The sequence below is a fragment of the Aeromonas sp. 6P genome (assembly GCF_051919525.1).
GTDB classification, from domain to species: domain Bacteria; phylum Pseudomonadota; class Gammaproteobacteria; order Enterobacterales; family Aeromonadaceae; genus Aeromonas; species Aeromonas veronii.
In genome coordinates this window covers 823,751-839,658 of sequence record NZ_JBQBEO010000002.1, presented here as the reverse complement: position 1 = coordinate 839,658, position 15,908 = coordinate 823,751, and the positions used below count along the sequence as shown (strand labels likewise).

The window sequence follows — 15,908 nt, the reverse complement described above, 5'->3', positions numbered from 1 at the left end:
TTGCCATGCCGATGCTGATATCACGCCATATCGTCTCCGATATCTGTGTTGCACCCTCTGTTGACCCCCGCGTGCGGTTTGGAGACTGACCATGAAGCTCAATCCGGTTACCTTGAAAAAACTCAAGCGCTTCAAGTCGATCAAGCGCGGTTACTACTCCTTCATCATCTTCACCACCCTGGTGCTGCTCTCCCTGCTGGCGGAGCTGCTGGTCAACAGCCGGGCACTGATGGTGAGCTATCAGGGACAGTTGCACTTCCCCACCTATGGCGATGTGATCCCCGGCCAGCAGTTCGGGCTCGATTACGAGTACGAAACCAACTACCGCCAGCTCAAGGCCAAGTTTGCCGCAGAGGGCCAGGGCGACTGGGTGCTGCTGCCGCCGGTACCCTGGAACCCCTACGAGCAGGATTTCAAGGAGGATGCCTACCCGCCCTACGCCCCCAGCGCGGCCGAGCGCCACTTCCTCGGCACCGACACCAGCGGCCGCGACGTGCTGGCTCGGCTGGTTTACGGCTTTCGCATCGCCATCGGCTTTGCCTTTATCGCGCTGGCGGCCAGTTATGCAATCGGGGTCACCATCGGCTGCCTGATGGGCTTTCTCGGCGGCCGCTTTGACCTCATTCTGCAACGCTTTATCGAGATCTGGTCCCAGGTGCCGTTTCTCTACGTCATCATGATCCTGGTGTCGCTGGCCAAGCCCAACTTTGGCCTGTTTGTCGCCATCAACGTGCTGTTCGGCTGGATGGGGATCACCTGGTATATGCGCACCCTCACCTACAAGGAGCGGGCACGGGACTATGTGATGGCGGCGCGGGCACAAGGGGCGACCACCGGGCGGATCATCTTCAACCACATCCTGCCCAACACCCTGATGATGATCGTCACTCTGGCGCCGTTCGCCGTGGTGGGCAATATCTCCACCCTGACAGCACTCGACTATCTGGGCTTCGGGCTGGCACCGCCGACCCCGAGCTGGGGGGAGCTGCTCTCCCAGGGCATCAACAATCTGGATGCCATCTGGATCGTCAGCTCAGTGGTGGCAGCGGTGAGTCTGGTGCTGATCATGGTCTCCTTTATCGGTGAGGCGATCCGCGAGGCGTTCGATCCGCGCAAATTTACCCGTTACCAATAAGCCAGACGATGCCAGCGCATCGGCAGGCGCCGGATAACGAACAGTGATTAATGAAGGACGGGCCGCCGCCATCGGCGGTCCCGGGAGCAAGGGATAATCCCGTTATCAATCAAGACCCCCAGTGCAGGGGCCAGACCTGGAAGTCAAACATGAAAAATAAAATCAAATGGATAGGTGCTCTCTTTGTGCTGGTAAACGGATCCTGGGTCTGGGCGGCCAGCCTGCCCGCGGATCTCAAATGGGAGACCAACGACACGGATCCGGTGTTCGCCTCCCCCAAGGCGCTGCCGGGCGGCAGCCTCAATATGTTTGTGGACAGCTTTCCGCTGACGTTTCGCACCGTGGGGCCGGACTCCAACGGTTCGTTCCGCTCCTTTATTCTCGATAACCAGCTGCGGCTCATCAGCTTCCACCCCAATACCGGCAACCCCATTCCCTCGCTGGCGACCCACTGGGCCATCGCGCCAGACAGCCAGACCGTCTACTTCAAGCTGGATCCCCGCGCCAAATGGTCGGATGGCAAGCCGGTCAATGCAGACGACTACACCTTCGGCTACGAGATGATGCGCTCCAAGCACATCAAGGGGCCCTGGTTCAACAACTACTACACCACTGAAGTGGTCGCGGTAGAGAAGATCGATGATCACACCATTATGGTCAAAGCGGGCAACCGCAAGGCCAAGATGGACCTGCTCAACACCACCGAGCTGTGGCCCCAGCCCAAGCACTACTACAAGCTGACCCCCAACTGGGTGAAGCAGTACAACTGGGCCGTGGTGCCCACCACAGGCCCCTACGTGATCAGCAACGTCAAGAAGGGCAAGTCGGTCACCTTCAGAAAGCAGAAGGATTGGTGGGCAAAAGACGATCGCTACAACCAGCACAGATTCAACATCGACACCATCAAGGTGCAAGTGATCCGCGACCACAACATCGCCTTCCGCCACTTCCTGAAAGGGGAGATCGATACCTTCGAGATGATCCTGCCCAACTGGTGGCATGAAAAAGCGGTCACCCCGGAGTACAAAAAAGGCTACGTGCAGAAAGTGATGGCCATGACCGATACCAAACAGGGCGGACAGGGGGTTCACCTCAATGTGGCCAACCCCAAGCTGGCGGACGTGAACGTGCGGCTCGGCATCCAGCACGCCTTCAACATCGACAAGATGATTAAAACCGTGCTGCGCGGCGACTATGACAGAGCCACCACCTTTGACTCGGGCTTTGGCGCGTTCACTGACATCACGCTGCCACAGCGGGCTTATGACATTGGCAAGGCGCGGGAGTACTTTGCCAAGGGCGGCTACAACAAGCCGGGGCCGGACGGCATCCTGCAAAATGAGAAGGGGGAGCGGCTGACGCTGGCACTCACCTACACCAGTCAGGAGCACTCCAAGCGCCTGACCGTGCTGAAAGAGGAGGCCAAGAAGGCGGGTCTGGATCTGGAGCTCAATCTGGTGGATGGGGCCACCGGCTTCAAGGTGATGCTGGAGAAGAAACACGAAGCGGCCTGGCTCGGTTGGGGCGGCGGCGGTCTCTATCCGCAATATTGGGAGTTTTTCCACTCCGCCAACGCCAACAAACCGCAGACCAACAACCTGTTCAACGTAGCGGACAAGGAGCTGGACGCGCTGATCGATGCCTACAACGTCGAATTCGACATGGCCAAACGGGCCAAGCTCTCCCAGCAGATCCAGCAGCGCATCTATGACCTCGCCATCTTCGTGCCCGGGGTGCAGCTCAACTATGTGCGGGCCAGCAGCTGGCGTTATGTGATGCTGCCGGAGGTGCCTGCCACCAAGAACACGCCGGATCTGCTCTACTGGCCGATGGACGGTTATCCTCACAGTAGTGGCGGTCTGCTCTGGCTCGATCCCAAGGTGAAGGAAGAGAGCCGCAACGCCAAGGAGGCAGGGGAGGCGCTGGCGCCCATCAACCTGCTCGACAAGACCTATGCACGTCATTGATATTCAGGCCATTGCGAAGGGAGCAGCCGTTATGCCCAACACTCAGGCCCCCATTCTTGACGTACCGGATAACGGGGGGGAGTTCGCCGCTGATAACGGCCAGCACCAGGCCCCAATCCTCGAAGTACGCGATCTCGAGGTGGAGTTCGCCGTCGACGACGGCAAGATCAAGGTGCTCGACGGGGTCAGCTTCAAGGTGGCCCCGGGTCAGACGCTGGGGATCGTCGGCGAGTCTGGCTGTGGCAAGAGCGTTACCTCACTCGCCATCATGGGGCTCTTGCCCAAGCCCCATGGTCAGGTGGTAGCAGGCTCCATCCGCTTTCAGGGGGAGGAGCTGCTGTCGCTTGCACCAGATCAGATGTACAAGGTGCGCGGCAACCGCATCTCGATGATCTTTCAGGAGCCGATGACGGCCCTCAACCCGGTGCAGACGGTCGGTGAGCAGCTGATGGAGGTGTTTCGCCTCCACCGCCCCGAGTATGACAAGGCCCAGCGCAAAGCCGCAGCCATCGCCATGCTGCAGAAGGTGGGTATCCCGGAACCGGCCCAGCGCTTTGCGGTCTATCCCCACAACCTCTCCGGCGGTATGCGCCAACGGGTGATGATCGCCATGGCGCTCTCCTGCGAGCCTGACCTGCTTATCTGCGACGAGCCGACCACGGCGCTGGATGTCACCATTCAGGCCCAGATCCTCGAACTGATGAAAGAGCTGCAAACCCAGACCGGGATGGCCATCATCTTTATCACCCACGATCTGGGGGTGGTTGCAGAGCTGTGCGACGAAGTGGTGGTGATGTACGCCGGCCGCGCGGTGGAGCAGGCCGACGTGTTCGAGCTGTTTGACCACCCCCGTCACCCCTATACCCACGGCTTGATGAGCTCGATCCCTCGCCTCGAGGATCAGCCCAAGAGCCTGCTCAAGACCATCAAGGGACAGGTACCAGCCCTGCACGAAATGCCCGCTGGCTGCCGTTTCTCCAACCGTTGCCCCCATGCGACCGACCTCTGTGTCAGCGCCATTCCGGCGGTGGAGCAACTCAATCCGCGCCACCATGTCGCCTGTCACTACTGGAAGGAGTTGACCCCATGAGCACTCTGTTATCGGTCAGGGATCTGAAACAGCACTTCCGGCTGGGAGGCGGGTTCCTGCGCAAGCAATATACGGTTCACGCGGTGGATGGCATCAGCTTCGACCTGAAACAGGGGGAGACGCTGGGGCTGGTGGGTGAATCGGGCTGCGGCAAGTCCACCCTCGGACGCAGCCTGCTCAAGCTGTTCGAGCCGACCGCGGGCACAATCACCTTCGAGGGGCGCGACATCACCGCCCTCAGCCCGAAGGAGATGCGATCCCTGCGTCAGGAGATGCAGATGGTGTTTCAGGACCCTGCAGAATCCCTCAACAGCCGCCACACCGTGGGCCAGATTTTGGAGGAGCCCTTTATCATCCACGGTAAAGGCAACACTGAACAGCGGCGCGGCTGGGTGCAGGAGCTGCTGGCAAAAGTGGGCCTGTCGGGCAGCGCGGTGGATCGCTACCCCCACGAGTTCTCCGGCGGTCAGCGCCAGCGGATCGGCATCGCCCGCGCCATCGCCCTCAAGCCCAAGCTGCTGGTGTGCGACGAGGCGGTCTCGGCCCTCGATGTCTCGGTGCAGTCGCAGATCGTCAACCTGCTGCTCAGCCTGCAGCGGGAGATGAACCTCTCCATCATTTTCATCGCCCACGATCTGTCGGTGGTCAAACACATCTCGGATCGGATTGCGGTGATGTATCTGGGACGGATCGTCGAGCTGGCGGATGCCCAGTCGCTCTATCTGGCGCCACGCCACCCTTACACCCAGGCGCTGATCTCTGCCATTCCGGTACCGGACCCGCGCAGGCGCAGCCAGCGCATTCTGCTGACCGGCGATGTGCCCTCCCCCATCTCGCCGCCAAGCGGCTGCCACTTCCACCAGCGCTGCCCCCATGCGACCGCGTTGTGCAAAAGCAAGGCACCCAAGCTTGAGGCGTGTGATGAGTCCCATCATCAAGTGGCCTGCCACACCCCGCTCGCAGCTGATGATCACGCCATCAGTGGCAGCGCGATCAATGGCAACGCCATGAGCGGCGACAGCAGGCTGGAACAGGCAAGCTAGGCGCAGCGAACAAACACCAAGGGAGAAACAGACGAGGCGGCCATCAGGCCGCCTCGTGCTATCGGGTCACTCTTGTCTTATCGCGTCACGGCTGCCGCTCGTCAGGCAATCTGGTAGCGGCCCGGCTTATGGTTGAGTGTCAACACCAGATTACAGATGACCGCCGCCACGATGGAGAGCGCCAGGATCCAGGGCTGCACCACGAAAAACGAGGCGACAACAATGGCACAATCGAGCCCCATCTGCAGCTTGCCCGCCCGAATGCCAAAGCGATCCTGAATAAAGAGCGCCAGAATGTTGAAGCCCCCCAGACTCGACTTGTGACGGAACATGATGAGCAGCCCCATGCCAATCAGGGTACCGCCGATCAGCGCCGCATAGAGGGGCTCTATCTTTCCGATCTGCAACACCCCGTTGAGGTGATCGGTCATGTAGGAGACCGCCGCCACCGAGACGAAGGTGTTGAAGGTAAAACGTGGCCCCATCCGCAGCCATGCCAGCGCATAGAAGGGCAGGTTGATGCCGAAAAACAGCAGGCCGAAGCTGATGCCGGTCACCTTTTGCAACAACAGCGCCAGCCCGGCAGTCCCGCCGGTGAGCAGGCCAACCTGATGAAACAGAAAGATGCCGAGGGAAACAAAGCCGGCCGCCGTCAGCAGGGCCAGCACATCCTCATAAATAGGATGAGCAGTGCGAATCGAGGTGTTGTCCATAACCTGTATCCAAGCGAAGTAAAGAGAGAGTGTCTGTCGCCTGCCGTTGCGGGCGGGCTGCGAGCCCTGTCCACAGGGCTTCGTTATGGGGTCCAGTCTATTTTTTGTGAAAAGGATCACAACAGTCAGGCTGAACGCCCCATTCTGGTGCCTGTCATCTGGCATTGACACCCGCTGCACCAAGATGCAGCATGCCGCGGTTTAAGCACGCCATCCCCCCATTCACAGCACGAGGCACTTTTCATGAAGGTCACCATTTTTGGCACAGGCTATGTCGGGCTGGTGCAGGCCGCCGTTCTGGCCGAGGTGGGCCATCAGGTCTGCTGCGTGGATGTGGATGACGAGCGGATCGCCGCCCTCAGGCTGGGGCAGATCCCCTTCTATGAGCCGGGGCTGGCCCCGCTGGTCGAGAGCCATCTGGCCAGCGGCCGCCTGAATTTTACGGCCAATCCCGCCATTGCCGTGGCACACGCCGACCTGCTGCTGATCGCCGTGGGCACCCCGGCTGACGAGGATGGCTCGGCCGATCTGCAACATGTGCTGGCGGTGGCCGACACCATAGGCCGACTGATGAACAGCCCCAAGCTGGTGGTGACCAAAAGCACTGTGCCGGTCGGCACGGCGCAGCAAGTAAGAGAACACATTGAGCAGCAGTTGGCCGTGCGTGGGCTGCCCCTCGCCTGCGAGGTGGCGGCCAATCCCGAGTTTCTCAAGGAGGGAGCTGCGGTCAACGACTGCATGCGGCCGGACCGCATCATCATCGGCTGTGACAGCGAGCGGGCGCTTGAGCAGTTGCGCACCCTCTACGCCCCCTTCAACCGTAATCACGACCGGATCGTGGTGATGGATCTGCGCAGCGCAGAGCTCACCAAATACGCCGCCAACGCCATGCTGGCCACCAAGATCTCCTTTATGAACGAGATGGCTGCCCTCGCCGAGCAGCTGGGTGCCGATATCGAGGCAGTACGCCAGGGGATGGGGGCAGATCCCCGCATCGGTTACCACTTTATCTACCCGGGCTGCGGCTACGGCGGCTCCTGCTTCCCCAAAGATATCAAGTCGTTGCGTCATACCGCGGCGAGTGTCGGCTGCGATGCCCCGCTTTTAGCGGCGGTAGAGCAGGTCAACCAGCGCCAGCAACAGAAGATGGCGCAAACCCTGCTGACCCGCTTCGGGCCGGATCTGCGCGGCCGCACCTTCGCCCTGTGGGGGCTGGCGTTCAAACCCGGCACCGACGATATGCGCGATGCGCCGAGCCGCCCGCTGCTGGCCGCCATCTGGGCAGCCGGTGGCCGGGTGCAGGCCTTTGATCCCAAGGCGATGGAGCGCGCCCACCAGCTCTACGGCCAGCGGCCGGATCTGCTGCTCTGCCCGACTCAGGAGGCGGCACTGGAAGGGGCCGATGCCCTGCTCATCTGCACCGAGTGGCAGGCGTTTCGCGCCCCCGATTTCCAGCAGCTAAAGGCCCTGCTCAACCAGCCCGTCATCATCGATGGTCGCAACCTCTATGACCCCCGCCAGCTCTGCGAGCTCGGGCTTGACTATCACGCCATCGGGCGGCCACATCTTCCCGCCAAAAAGCAGCCTGCCAACACCAGCTGCAACCCGGAGATTCAACCATGATCTATCTGGTCACCGGCGTCGCCGGTTTTATCGGCTTTCATGTGGCCAGCCAGCTCTGTGCGGCAGGCCATCAGGTGGTGGGGATCGACAACCTCAACGACTACTACGAGGTGAGTCTGAAAGAGGCACGGCTGGCCCAACTGGCCAGTTTCCCCCATTTTCGCTTCGAGCGGCTGGATCTGGCGGATCGCGAGGCGATGGCGGCTCTCTTTGCCCACCATCGCTTCGAGCGGGTGATCCATCTGGGGGCGCAGGCGGGGGTGCGCTACTCCATCGACAATCCGTTCGCCTATGCCGACAGCAACCTCACCGGTATGCTGACGGTGCTGGAGGGGTGTCGTCACCACGGGATCGAACACCTCATCTACGCCTCCTCCAGCTCGGTCTATGGCATGGGGGATCAGATGCCCTACTCCACCGCGCAGCAGGTGGATCACCCGGTCTCCCTCTACGCCGCCACCAAGAAGAGTGGCGAGCTGATGGCCCACGCCTACTCGGCGCTCTATGGCCTGCCCACCACAGGGCTGCGCTTCTTTACCGTCTACGGCCCCTGGGGCCGCCCCGACATGGCCATCATCAAGTTCACCCGCGCCATCCTCGCGGGAGAGCCTATCGACGTCTATAACCACGGCGATCTCAGCCGCGACTTCACCTACATAGATGACATCGTCACGGGGATCCTCGCCGTGGCCGACCAGCCGCCCCGCCCCAATTCCGATTGGCACGCCAGCGAGCAGAGCGCGACCGAGAGTGCCGCCCCCTACCGCATCCTCAATATTGGCAACGGCCAGCCAGTACGGCTGCTCGATTTTATCGAGGCGCTGGAGGAGGCCATCGACAAACCCGCCATCAAGCGGATGCTGCCGATGCAGGCAGGTGACATGCACGCCACCTGGGCCGATAGTGAGCCGCTACACACCCTCACCGGCCTGCGCCCCGCTACGCCCCTCAAGCAGGGGGTTGCCGAGTTTGTCCGCTGGTATCTCGACTACTATCGGCCCGGCCGCTGACGAGCGCGGGTAGCCCCTCGGTCATTGATGAGTTAATCAGATACCACTGATGCCCCGCGGGTTTTAGGATGGCTGAACGCACTGTCTGCGCACCATAGCGAGGATTTGAGATGCAACAACAGGAACAGGGTCTGATCGATGGACTGTTCGACCGCCTCAAGCAAGCGCAAGCCAGGGATTGCAAGCGAGACCCACAAGCGGATCAGCTGATCCGCCAGCATCTGGCAGAACTGCCCGATGCCCCCTACTACATGACCCAGGCGCTGCTAATTCAGCAGGCAGCCCTTACTCGCCTCAACGAGCGAGTCAAGGAGCTGGAGGCAAACCAACGCAGTTCGAGCGGCGGTAGTTTTCTCTCCGGCCTGTTTGTTAGCGAAAGCAGCCCGCCCCCGCGCTTTACGCCACCACCGGCAACCGCTCCTGCCCAGCCAGCATCCCGTGCCAGCTCCTTTTTGGGCGGCGCCCTGCAAACCGCCGCCGGTGTGGCCGGTGGCGTGATGCTGGCCGATATGATCGGCGGACTGTTTCACAACAACCGCCCCGAGGAGATCATCGACATCATAGAGCCAGCGCCCATCGCCAATCCGGTCGATGCGGAACCGGTACGCTGGGACGGCTGGGATTCACCTCCCGATGCTGGCAGTAATTTTCTCGACGACGATAGCCAGAGTAGCGGCTGGGCCGACAGTGACGATAACAACGGCGGTTTCTTCTGACCGTCAAACCATTACTGGCCCCGCATCTGGCGGGGCTCAACTCGATACGAACCCCATGACTATGGAAAGTGTGATGACACCACGGATCGGCAGCGGCATGACGCGATATACTCAGCGCGCTTCGTGCCACCCGGGAGACACTCCCGACCCCAGGCGCTCTGTCCGTGGCCACGCAACACCCCCATGACGACAAGGAGCCACCTCATGATCCGAACCCTTCTCCTGATTGGCGCCGCCATTGCGGCCTATGCCCTGACCCAGAACCACACCCTGCTTCCCCTTATCAGCATGTTGATCCTGCTTTCGCTCTGGGTTGTCAGCGAAATTGGCAGCTTCTATCGCGCGCTTCCTCCCGCCGACCTGGATGAGCATGAGTATCACCACGACTTCTAACCCGATGAAAAATGGTATGAAACTCTCGCAATGCCGTTAGTTCCATACCATTTTGCTCTCTGAAATCCCCCCGCTATAACAACAGGATCCACTGCTTTCATGGCGATGGCAGCCATGTTCCTCTATATCTTCTCTACTCAAGCAGGAGATAAACGATGGGGAAGATCAGCGAAAACGGACTGTTTTTGCTGCTTTTTTTGTCGTCGCTACTGGCGGGCATTCCGCAGACGGCACAGGGCAGGGATTTCAGACAAGCCCCCAGGGCAATGACGGCACTCAGGCAGGGGCAGGCAGCCCAGCACAGCGGCAATCTGCAAAAGGCGATAGCCCTCTACTGCGTAGCCGCCAGCACCGGCAATCCCGAAGGTTACTTCCGGATCGGGCGTCTGCTCGCCACCGGCCCTGCCTCGGTACGCAGCGCAAAGCTGGCCAACAGCTACCTCGCCATGGCAATGCGCCTTGGTAACCGACAGGCAGCCCGCTACTACAACGCCCGCATCGGCAATGCTCCCATGGGTGATCAGTGCGGCATCGGGATCCGTGGCGGTCAGGGTGGCTATCTGGCCGGGCTCCCCTCCACCCCCTTCAATGTCGACTCCTGGGTTGCCCGCCAACCCCCCGCCAAGCAAAAGTTGGTCACCATGCTCCGTCACGCCGCCAAACACCATAAGGTGGATGCCCGGCTGGTACTGGCGATTGCCATCGCCGAATCCAATCTCAACAGCCGCGCCGTTTCACCCAAGAATGCTCAGGGGCTGATGCAGCTGATCCCCGAAACCCAGCAACGGTTCGGGGTAACCCGACCATTCGATCCGGCCCAGAACATCAAGGGCGGCGTCAGTTATCTCAAATGGCTGGATCGCCGCTTCGATGGCGACTGGGTACTGATCTCGGCAGCCTACAATGCCGGGGAAAAAGCGGTGGAACGCTATGGCGGGATCCCACCCTATGACGAGACGCAGGAGTATGTGAAACGGGTGCTCTACTTCGCTGGCCACAAACAGCCCTGAGCGGAAAATCAGAAGCTCGCCCGATCGGAAGGCGGCACACGCCTCTTTCTGCGGCCACTGTGGCGGCCACGCCCCCAATAGTCGAAGCCATAGTGACGGTAGTAACCCACCAGATTGCTGACCAGAAACATCCCCTCCATCAGCGCGGCGACCGGAGAGCCCACCAGCAGGTTGTTGACCAGCCAGCAGAGGGTGCCAAGCAACATCCAGCGCCGCAGTTGGCGATCATCCGGGCAAAACGCGGCCCGGGTTTGCAGCAGGCTAGCCAGCAGCCCGATCAATGAGAGCAGGCCCTGATAGGTCGCCAGCGCCGCTGCACAGGCCAACCCCATGAAAAGCCACATCAAGATGCGGTGAACCAGCCAGATACTCACAACAAAGCGCACGCTGGCCAGCAGCAACAGGCTGGCGGCTGACCACTGCCCGAGCAGGGCAAAGTGACCGGCATTGAGGGCGCAGGAGAGGGCCAGACAGGCCAGGATCCTGCGGCGATCCCGCAACTGAAACGACAACAGATCGAGCAGCAAGGCCAGGCTCACCACCAGCTGCGACCACAGAAACAGCGACATCATCCACACCTCATCCGTCATTTGGATGGCGCAGCATGAGGGGATGGTCGGAGAGCGGCATTAACCCGTGTTAATGCGCCTGCGGATCCGTGACAGGGTGACCGGGCTGATGCCGATGTAGTTGGCGAGCTGCACCTGAGTGAGCCGCGCAGGCCAGTGGGGGAAGGTGTGGCAGAGCTCCCGATAACGCTCTTCGGGGGAGTGGAGCAGCAAAAACGCCTCCTTGCGCTCCTTGTAACCGAGCTGCTGGCGTAGCAGGGCCATGCAAACCGGCTGCCAGGTGGGCTCATCCAGCAGGGTGAGCGGTACCCGCACCACCTGCAGCGCCGTCAGCGCCTCCAGCTGGTAGCGGGCGAGCGATCCCGTGAGCCAGCTGTCATAGAGCAGGCAGAGCTCCCCTTCGAAGTAGAACTCCTTGCAGCGCTCCTGTCCGTCCCGGGTGTAGTGGCTGGCGCGAGCGATGCCCGCTTCGATATAGAAGGCAGCGTCCTGCTCTGCCCCTTGCGCCAACAGTGCCTGACCGGCGCGCAACGTCAGCCGTGGCAAGCGCAGGCTGATGGCTTCACTCAGGGCAGCGTCCAATCCCATTGTGCAGAGAAAGGCGGCCAGTGAGGGGGCTTGAGGAGATGGGTTCATGAGGGCTCCGGAACAAAACGGCAGCCCACATCATGCCCAAATTGCACGGCTGATGCAGCAAGGCGTGACCGCTGCGGCAAAGGGGGGACATAGCCGGGTGCCACCTTTGCCCCCCCTCGTCCGTTGGTTTACAATCGACGGGTTTTTTGGAACCCGGTTGACCTGTGTCGACCTGGCCCCACCACGACATCAGTCTGTTAATGCCAAGACATTAACCTGCTGAAAAGGAAGAGAATTAGCCAATGGCTCAATTTATTTACACCATGAACCGGGTCGGCAAGGTAGTGCCGCCCAAGCGTCATATTCTCAAGAACATCTCCTTGAGCTTCTTCCCGGGCGCCAAGATCGGCGTGCTGGGTCTGAACGGCGCCGGTAAATCGACCCTGCTGCGCATCATGGCGGGCATCGACACCGAGATCGAAGGGGAAGCCCGTCCGCAGCCCGGCATCAAGATCGGCTACCTGCCACAGGAGCCGAAGCTTGAGCCGGAGCAGACCGTACGCGAAGCGGTCGAAGAGGCCGTTGGCGAAGTGAAACGCGCCATGGCCCGTCTGGACGAGGTCTATGCTGCCTACGCCGACCCGGATGCCGACTTTGACAAGCTGGCCCGCGAACAGGGCGAGCTGGAAGCCATCATCCAGGCTCAGGGTGGCCACAACATGGAAAACCAGCTGGAGCGTGCGGCCGATGCCCTGCGCCTGCCGGCCTGGGATGCCAAAATCAAGCACCTCTCCGGTGGTGAGCGCCGCCGTGTGGCACTGTGCCGTCTGCTGCTGGAAAAGCCGGACATGCTGCTGCTGGACGAACCGACCAACCACCTGGATGCGGAATCCGTGGCCTGGCTGGAGCGCTTCCTGCACGACTACGAAGGCACTGTAGTGGCGATCACCCACGACCGTTACTTCCTCGACAACGTGGCAGGCTGGATCCTGGAGCTGGACCGCGGCGAAGGTATCCCGTGGGAAGGCAACTACTCTTCTTGGCTGGAGCAGAAGGACGCCCGTCTGGCGCAGGAAGCCAGTTCCGAAGCGGCCCGTCGCAAGTCCATCGAGAAAGAGCTGGAGTGGGTTCGTCAAAACCCGAAAGGCCGTCAGGCCAAGTCCAAGGCCCGTATGGCTCGCTTCGAAGAACTCAACACCAACGACTACCAGAAGCGCAACGAGACCAACGAGCTGTTCATTCCGCCCGGACCGCGCCTCGGCGACAAGGTGGTGGAAGTGGCCAACCTGCGCAAATCCTACGGTGATCGGGTGCTGATCGACGATCTGTCGTTTGCCATTCCGAAGGGTGCCATCGTCGGCATCATCGGCCCGAACGGTGCCGGTAAGTCGACCCTGTTCCGCATGATGTCGGGTCAGGAGCAGCCGGATTCCGGCGCCATCACCCTGGGTGAAACCGTGGTGCTGGCCTCTGTCGATCAGTTCCGCGACAGCATGGATGACAAGAAGACGGTATTCGAAGAGGTCGCTGATGGTCAGGATATTCTGCGCATCGGCAACTACGAGTTCCCGAGCCGCGCCTACATCGGCCGCTTCAACTTCAAGGGTTCCGACCAGCAGAAGCGGGTTGGCGAACTCTCCGGTGGTGAACGTGGTCGTCTGCATCTGGCCAAGCTGCTGCAGACCGGCGGCAACGTGCTGCTGCTGGATGAACCGACCAACGATCTGGATATCGAAACCCTGCGCGCCCTCGAGAACGCCCTGCTGGAGTTCCCGGGTTGTGCCATGGTCATCTCCCACGACCGCTGGTTCCTCGACCGTATCGCCACTCACATCCTGGACTATCAGGATGAGGGCAAGATCGAGTTCTTCGAAGGTAACTTTACCGAATACGAAGAGTGGAAGAAGAAGACCTACGGCGCCGAGGCTATCCAACCGCACCGCGCTAAATATAAGCGTATCGCCAAATAAGGCTGACTGCGTGTTGAGGGGAGCTTCGGCTCCCCTTTCTCTTGCCTTTTGACTTACAATCCTAGACGGATGCCTTTGCATGGATGTAGCACGATGACGACCCCCATAGAGAAAAAACTCACCATCCAGATCCGGGTTGAACCGGGTTGCCTCGGGCCGGATGGCAAGGAGCACATAGAGACCTTCTGTGCCGCTGCCGCCAAGATTTTTGCCGCCGTGGAGCCCGAGCTGGTGAGCTGGGTGCTGATCCCCCGCTACGACAAACAGTTGCCGGAGCAGGAGTTCTTTATCGAGGGGCGCAAGCTAACCGAAGAGCAAGCAAGCCTCTTTCTGCGCCGCTTCGGCCGCGAGCTGGGTGAGTTACAAGACCGGCTCGACTCGGTGCTGGCCCAGCTGGTGGAGCGCTACTTCAAAACCCTGTAAGCCCCCAATTTTCGATAAGGGGTTCTCTGCTGAGAACCTTTTTTCATGCTCAAAAAGCAAACGTTTGAATTTTTACTCTATTCATTGATCTGCTTCGCAGATCCGGGGTTTGTAAACGGCGCCGCCTGTGTAAAAATGTGCGCGCTGTCACGGTATCAGGACGAGTCTGGTTACTTAACCGCCAGAAACAGGGCAATTTACCCCGCATGGATGGGATAGCCCGTTCCCCTGCTGCTTATTTCACGTCACCTATTGGAATCCAACATGAATCAACCACAACAGGCCCCCACACAGGCTGCCGGGCAAGGATTGCTTGAGCGTCTGTTTGCCCTGAAGGGCCATGGCACCAACGCCCGCACCGAACTGATCGCCGGCATCACTACCTTCCTGACCATGGTCTATATCGTGTTCGTCAACCCGCAGATCCTCTCTGCGGCAGGCATGGACACCCAGGCAGTCTTTGTCACCACCTGCCTCATCGCCGGTATCGGCAGCATCCTGATGGGTCTGCTCGCCAACCTGCCCATCGCGCTGGCACCCGCCATGGGCCTCAACGCCTTCTTCGCCTTCGTGGTCGTGGCCGGTATGGGCTACTCCTGGCAAGTGGGTATGGGCACCATCTTCTGGGGCGCCATGGGTCTGTTGATCCTCACCCTGCTGCGGGTGCGTTATTGGCTGATCGGCAACATTCCGCTCACCCTGCGGGTCGGTATCACCGCCGGTATCGGTCTGCTGATCGCCCTGCTCGGTCTGCACAATGCCGGGATCGTCGTGGCCAGCCCCGCGACTATGGTGACCGTGGGCAACCTCACCTCCCTGCCTTGCCTGCTGGGTCTGCTCGGCTTCTTCCTGATCTGCATCTTCTCCGCCCGCGGCGTCCACTCCGCCGTGCTGATCGCCATCGTGGTCACTACGGCGCTGGGCTGGCTGTTTGGTGATGTCACCTTCAAGGGCTTCGTCTCCATGCCCCCCAGCATCGAGCCGGTGTTCGGCCAGCTGGATCTGATGGGTTCGCTCGACATCAGCCTCGCCGGGATCATCTTCTCCTTTATGCTGGTCAACCTGTTCGACTCCTCCGGCACCCTGATCGGCGTCACCAACCGCGCCAAGCTGGCCGATGACAAGGGCCACTTCCCGCGCATGAAGCAGGCACTGCTGGTCGATAGCGTGAGCTCGGTCGGCGGCGCCTTTATGGGCACCTCCTCGGTCACCGCCTTCATCGAGAGCAGCTCCGGCGTTGCCGTCGGCGGCCGTACCGGTCTGACCGCCATCGTGGTCGGCATCCTGTTCCTGCTGGCGATCTTCTTCTCTCCGGTCGCCGCCATGGTGCCGGCCTACGCCGCCGCTGGTGCTCTCATCTATGTGGGCGTGCTGATGTGCTCCGAGCTGACCCGGGTGAAGTGGGAAGATCTGACCGAAGCGGTACCGGCCTTCATGACTGCGGTGATGATGCCGTTCAGCTTCTCCATCACCGAGGGGATCGCCGTGGGCTTCATCTCCTACTGCGTGATGAAAGCGGGCACCGGCCGCTGGCGCGAAATCAACCCCTGCGTGCTGGTCGTAGCCCTGCTGTTCGTCCTCAAGTTCGTCTGGGTCGACAGCCACTAAGCGGCACTCTGTCCCAATAAAAATGCCAGTCAGCTGACTGGCATTTTTTTATCCAAAGTATT

General features: G+C 60.7%; 15 protein-coding genes. 12 read left to right on the top strand and 3 right to left on the bottom strand.

What is annotated here, in order from left to right; genetic code table 11:
- Positions 1–91: 91 nt before the first annotated feature.
- From ACTG2J_RS04145 to ACTG2J_RS04130, 4 genes are all read left to right on the top strand, one after another.
- Positions 92–1,135 carry an ABC transporter permease gene (locus ACTG2J_RS04145; protein WP_013724081.1) on the top strand — a complete coding sequence of 348 codons (1,044 nt, stop codon included), beginning with the start codon at positions 92–94 and terminating at the stop codon, positions 1,133–1,135.
- Between the two features lie 149 nt (positions 1,136–1,284).
- Positions 1,285–3,102 carry an extracellular solute-binding protein gene (locus tag ACTG2J_RS04140; protein ID WP_113739074.1) on the top strand — a complete coding sequence of 606 codons (1,818 nt, stop codon included), beginning with the start codon at positions 1,285–1,287 and terminating at the stop codon, positions 3,100–3,102.
- Positions 3,103–3,133: 31 nt separating this feature from the next.
- Complete coding sequence (locus tag ACTG2J_RS04135; protein WP_439997224.1) at positions 3,134–4,192, top strand: ABC transporter ATP-binding protein; 1,059 nt, start codon at positions 3,134–3,136, stop codon at positions 4,190–4,192.
- A complete protein-coding gene (locus ACTG2J_RS04130) occupies positions 4,189–5,235 on the top strand; it encodes an ABC transporter ATP-binding protein (RefSeq protein ID WP_113739076.1) in 1,047 nt (348 codons plus the stop codon). Before ACTG2J_RS04135 ends, ACTG2J_RS04130 begins: the two co-directional genes overlap by 4 nt.
- Before the next feature lie 101 nt (positions 5,236–5,336).
- On the opposite strand, the gene ACTG2J_RS04125 is transcribed toward ACTG2J_RS04130, so the two are convergent.
- Positions 5,337–5,948 (bottom strand): YitT family protein, encoded by a 612-nt coding sequence (locus ACTG2J_RS04125; protein WP_005349421.1) that lies wholly within the window; start codon positions 5,946–5,948, stop codon positions 5,337–5,339.
- 243 nt (positions 5,949–6,191) lie between these two features.
- On the opposite strand from ACTG2J_RS04125, the gene ACTG2J_RS04120 reads away from it, so the two are divergent.
- The 5 genes from ACTG2J_RS04120 (at position 6,192) to ACTG2J_RS04100 (ending at position 10,700) form a co-directional block, all read left to right on the top strand.
- Entirely contained in the window at positions 6,192–7,571 is a 1,380-nt protein-coding gene (locus tag ACTG2J_RS04120; RefSeq protein WP_113739077.1) for a UDP-glucose dehydrogenase family protein, read from the top strand.
- Positions 7,568–8,581: an NAD-dependent epimerase gene (locus ACTG2J_RS04115; protein WP_113739078.1), complete on the top strand. Its 1,014-nt coding sequence runs from the start codon at positions 7,568–7,570 to the stop codon at positions 8,579–8,581. Before ACTG2J_RS04120 ends, ACTG2J_RS04115 begins: the two co-directional genes overlap by 4 nt.
- 110 nt (positions 8,582–8,691) lie before the next feature.
- Positions 8,692–9,297: a DUF2076 domain-containing protein gene (locus ACTG2J_RS04110; RefSeq protein WP_113739079.1), complete on the top strand. Its 606-nt coding sequence runs from the start codon at positions 8,692–8,694 to the stop codon at positions 9,295–9,297.
- Between the two features lie 204 nt (positions 9,298–9,501).
- Entirely contained in the window at positions 9,502–9,690 is a 189-nt protein-coding gene (locus ACTG2J_RS04105; RefSeq protein ID WP_033114101.1) for a hypothetical protein, read from the top strand.
- A gap of 155 nt (positions 9,691–9,845) precedes the next feature.
- Positions 9,846–10,700, top strand: coding sequence for a lytic transglycosylase domain-containing protein (locus ACTG2J_RS04100; RefSeq protein WP_113739081.1), 855 nt, complete (start codon positions 9,846–9,848; stop codon positions 10,698–10,700).
- A gap of 8 nt (positions 10,701–10,708) precedes the next feature.
- Here ACTG2J_RS04100 and ACTG2J_RS04095 read toward each other — a convergent pair whose 3' ends face one another.
- Entirely contained in the window at positions 10,709–11,272 is a 564-nt protein-coding gene (locus tag ACTG2J_RS04095) for a YgjV family protein (RefSeq protein ID WP_439997223.1), read from the bottom strand.
- Between the two features lie 57 nt (positions 11,273–11,329).
- Positions 11,330–11,905: a Crp/Fnr family transcriptional regulator gene (locus ACTG2J_RS04090; RefSeq protein WP_439997222.1), complete on the bottom strand. Its 576-nt coding sequence runs from the start codon at positions 11,903–11,905 to the stop codon at positions 11,330–11,332.
- 242 nt (positions 11,906–12,147) lie between these two features.
- On the opposite strand from ACTG2J_RS04090, the gene ettA reads away from it, so the two are divergent.
- The 3 genes from ettA to ACTG2J_RS04075 all read left to right on the top strand — a co-directional run bounded on the left by ettA (position 12,148) and on the right by ACTG2J_RS04075 (position 15,846).
- Complete coding sequence (gene ettA / locus ACTG2J_RS04085) at positions 12,148–13,815, top strand: energy-dependent translational throttle protein EttA (protein WP_005338959.1); 1,668 nt, start codon at positions 12,148–12,150, stop codon at positions 13,813–13,815.
- A gap of 93 nt (positions 13,816–13,908) precedes the next feature.
- A complete protein-coding gene (locus ACTG2J_RS04080) occupies positions 13,909–14,238 on the top strand; it encodes a hypothetical protein (RefSeq protein ID WP_439988977.1) in 330 nt (109 codons plus the stop codon).
- A gap of 264 nt (positions 14,239–14,502) precedes the next feature.
- Entirely contained in the window at positions 14,503–15,846 is a 1,344-nt protein-coding gene (locus ACTG2J_RS04075) for an NCS2 family permease (protein ID WP_194496622.1), read from the top strand.
- Positions 15,847–15,908: the final 62 nt, after the last annotated feature.

What these genes read in the sequence shown, in the direction of transcription:
- ACTG2J_RS04110 (WP_113739079.1), top strand. Translation starts at nt 8,692, where the DNA reads ATGCAACAACAGGAACAGGGTCTGATCGATGGACTGTTCGACCGCCTC.
- ACTG2J_RS04075 (WP_194496622.1), top strand. Translation starts at nt 14,503, where the DNA reads ATGAATCAACCACAACAGGCCCCCACACAGGCTGCCGGGCAAGGATTG.
- ACTG2J_RS04125 (WP_005349421.1), bottom strand. Translation starts at nt 5,948, where the DNA reads ATGGACAACACCTCGATTCGCACTGCTCATCCTATTTATGAGGATGTG.
- ACTG2J_RS04090 (WP_439997222.1), bottom strand. Translation starts at nt 11,905, where the DNA reads ATGAACCCATCTCCTCAAGCCCCCTCACTGGCCGCCTTTCTCTGCACA.
- ettA (WP_005338959.1), top strand. Translation starts at nt 12,148, where the DNA reads ATGGCTCAATTTATTTACACCATGAACCGGGTCGGCAAGGTAGTGCCG.
- ACTG2J_RS04145 (WP_013724081.1), top strand. Translation starts at nt 92, where the DNA reads ATGAAGCTCAATCCGGTTACCTTGAAAAAACTCAAGCGCTTCAAGTCG.
- ACTG2J_RS04120 (WP_113739077.1), top strand. Translation starts at nt 6,192, where the DNA reads ATGAAGGTCACCATTTTTGGCACAGGCTATGTCGGGCTGGTGCAGGCC.
- ACTG2J_RS04115 (WP_113739078.1), top strand. Translation starts at nt 7,568, where the DNA reads ATGATCTATCTGGTCACCGGCGTCGCCGGTTTTATCGGCTTTCATGTG.
- ACTG2J_RS04130 (WP_113739076.1), top strand. Translation starts at nt 4,189, where the DNA reads ATGAGCACTCTGTTATCGGTCAGGGATCTGAAACAGCACTTCCGGCTG.
- ACTG2J_RS04100 (WP_113739081.1), top strand. Translation starts at nt 9,846, where the DNA reads ATGGGGAAGATCAGCGAAAACGGACTGTTTTTGCTGCTTTTTTTGTCG.
- ACTG2J_RS04140 (WP_113739074.1), top strand. Translation starts at nt 1,285, where the DNA reads ATGAAAAATAAAATCAAATGGATAGGTGCTCTCTTTGTGCTGGTAAAC.
- ACTG2J_RS04095 (WP_439997223.1), bottom strand. Translation starts at nt 11,272, where the DNA reads ATGATGTCGCTGTTTCTGTGGTCGCAGCTGGTGGTGAGCCTGGCCTTG.
- ACTG2J_RS04105 (WP_033114101.1), top strand. Translation starts at nt 9,502, where the DNA reads ATGATCCGAACCCTTCTCCTGATTGGCGCCGCCATTGCGGCCTATGCC.
- ACTG2J_RS04080 (WP_439988977.1), top strand. Translation starts at nt 13,909, where the DNA reads ATGACGACCCCCATAGAGAAAAAACTCACCATCCAGATCCGGGTTGAA.
- ACTG2J_RS04135 (WP_439997224.1), top strand. Translation starts at nt 3,134, where the DNA reads ATGCCCAACACTCAGGCCCCCATTCTTGACGTACCGGATAACGGGGGG.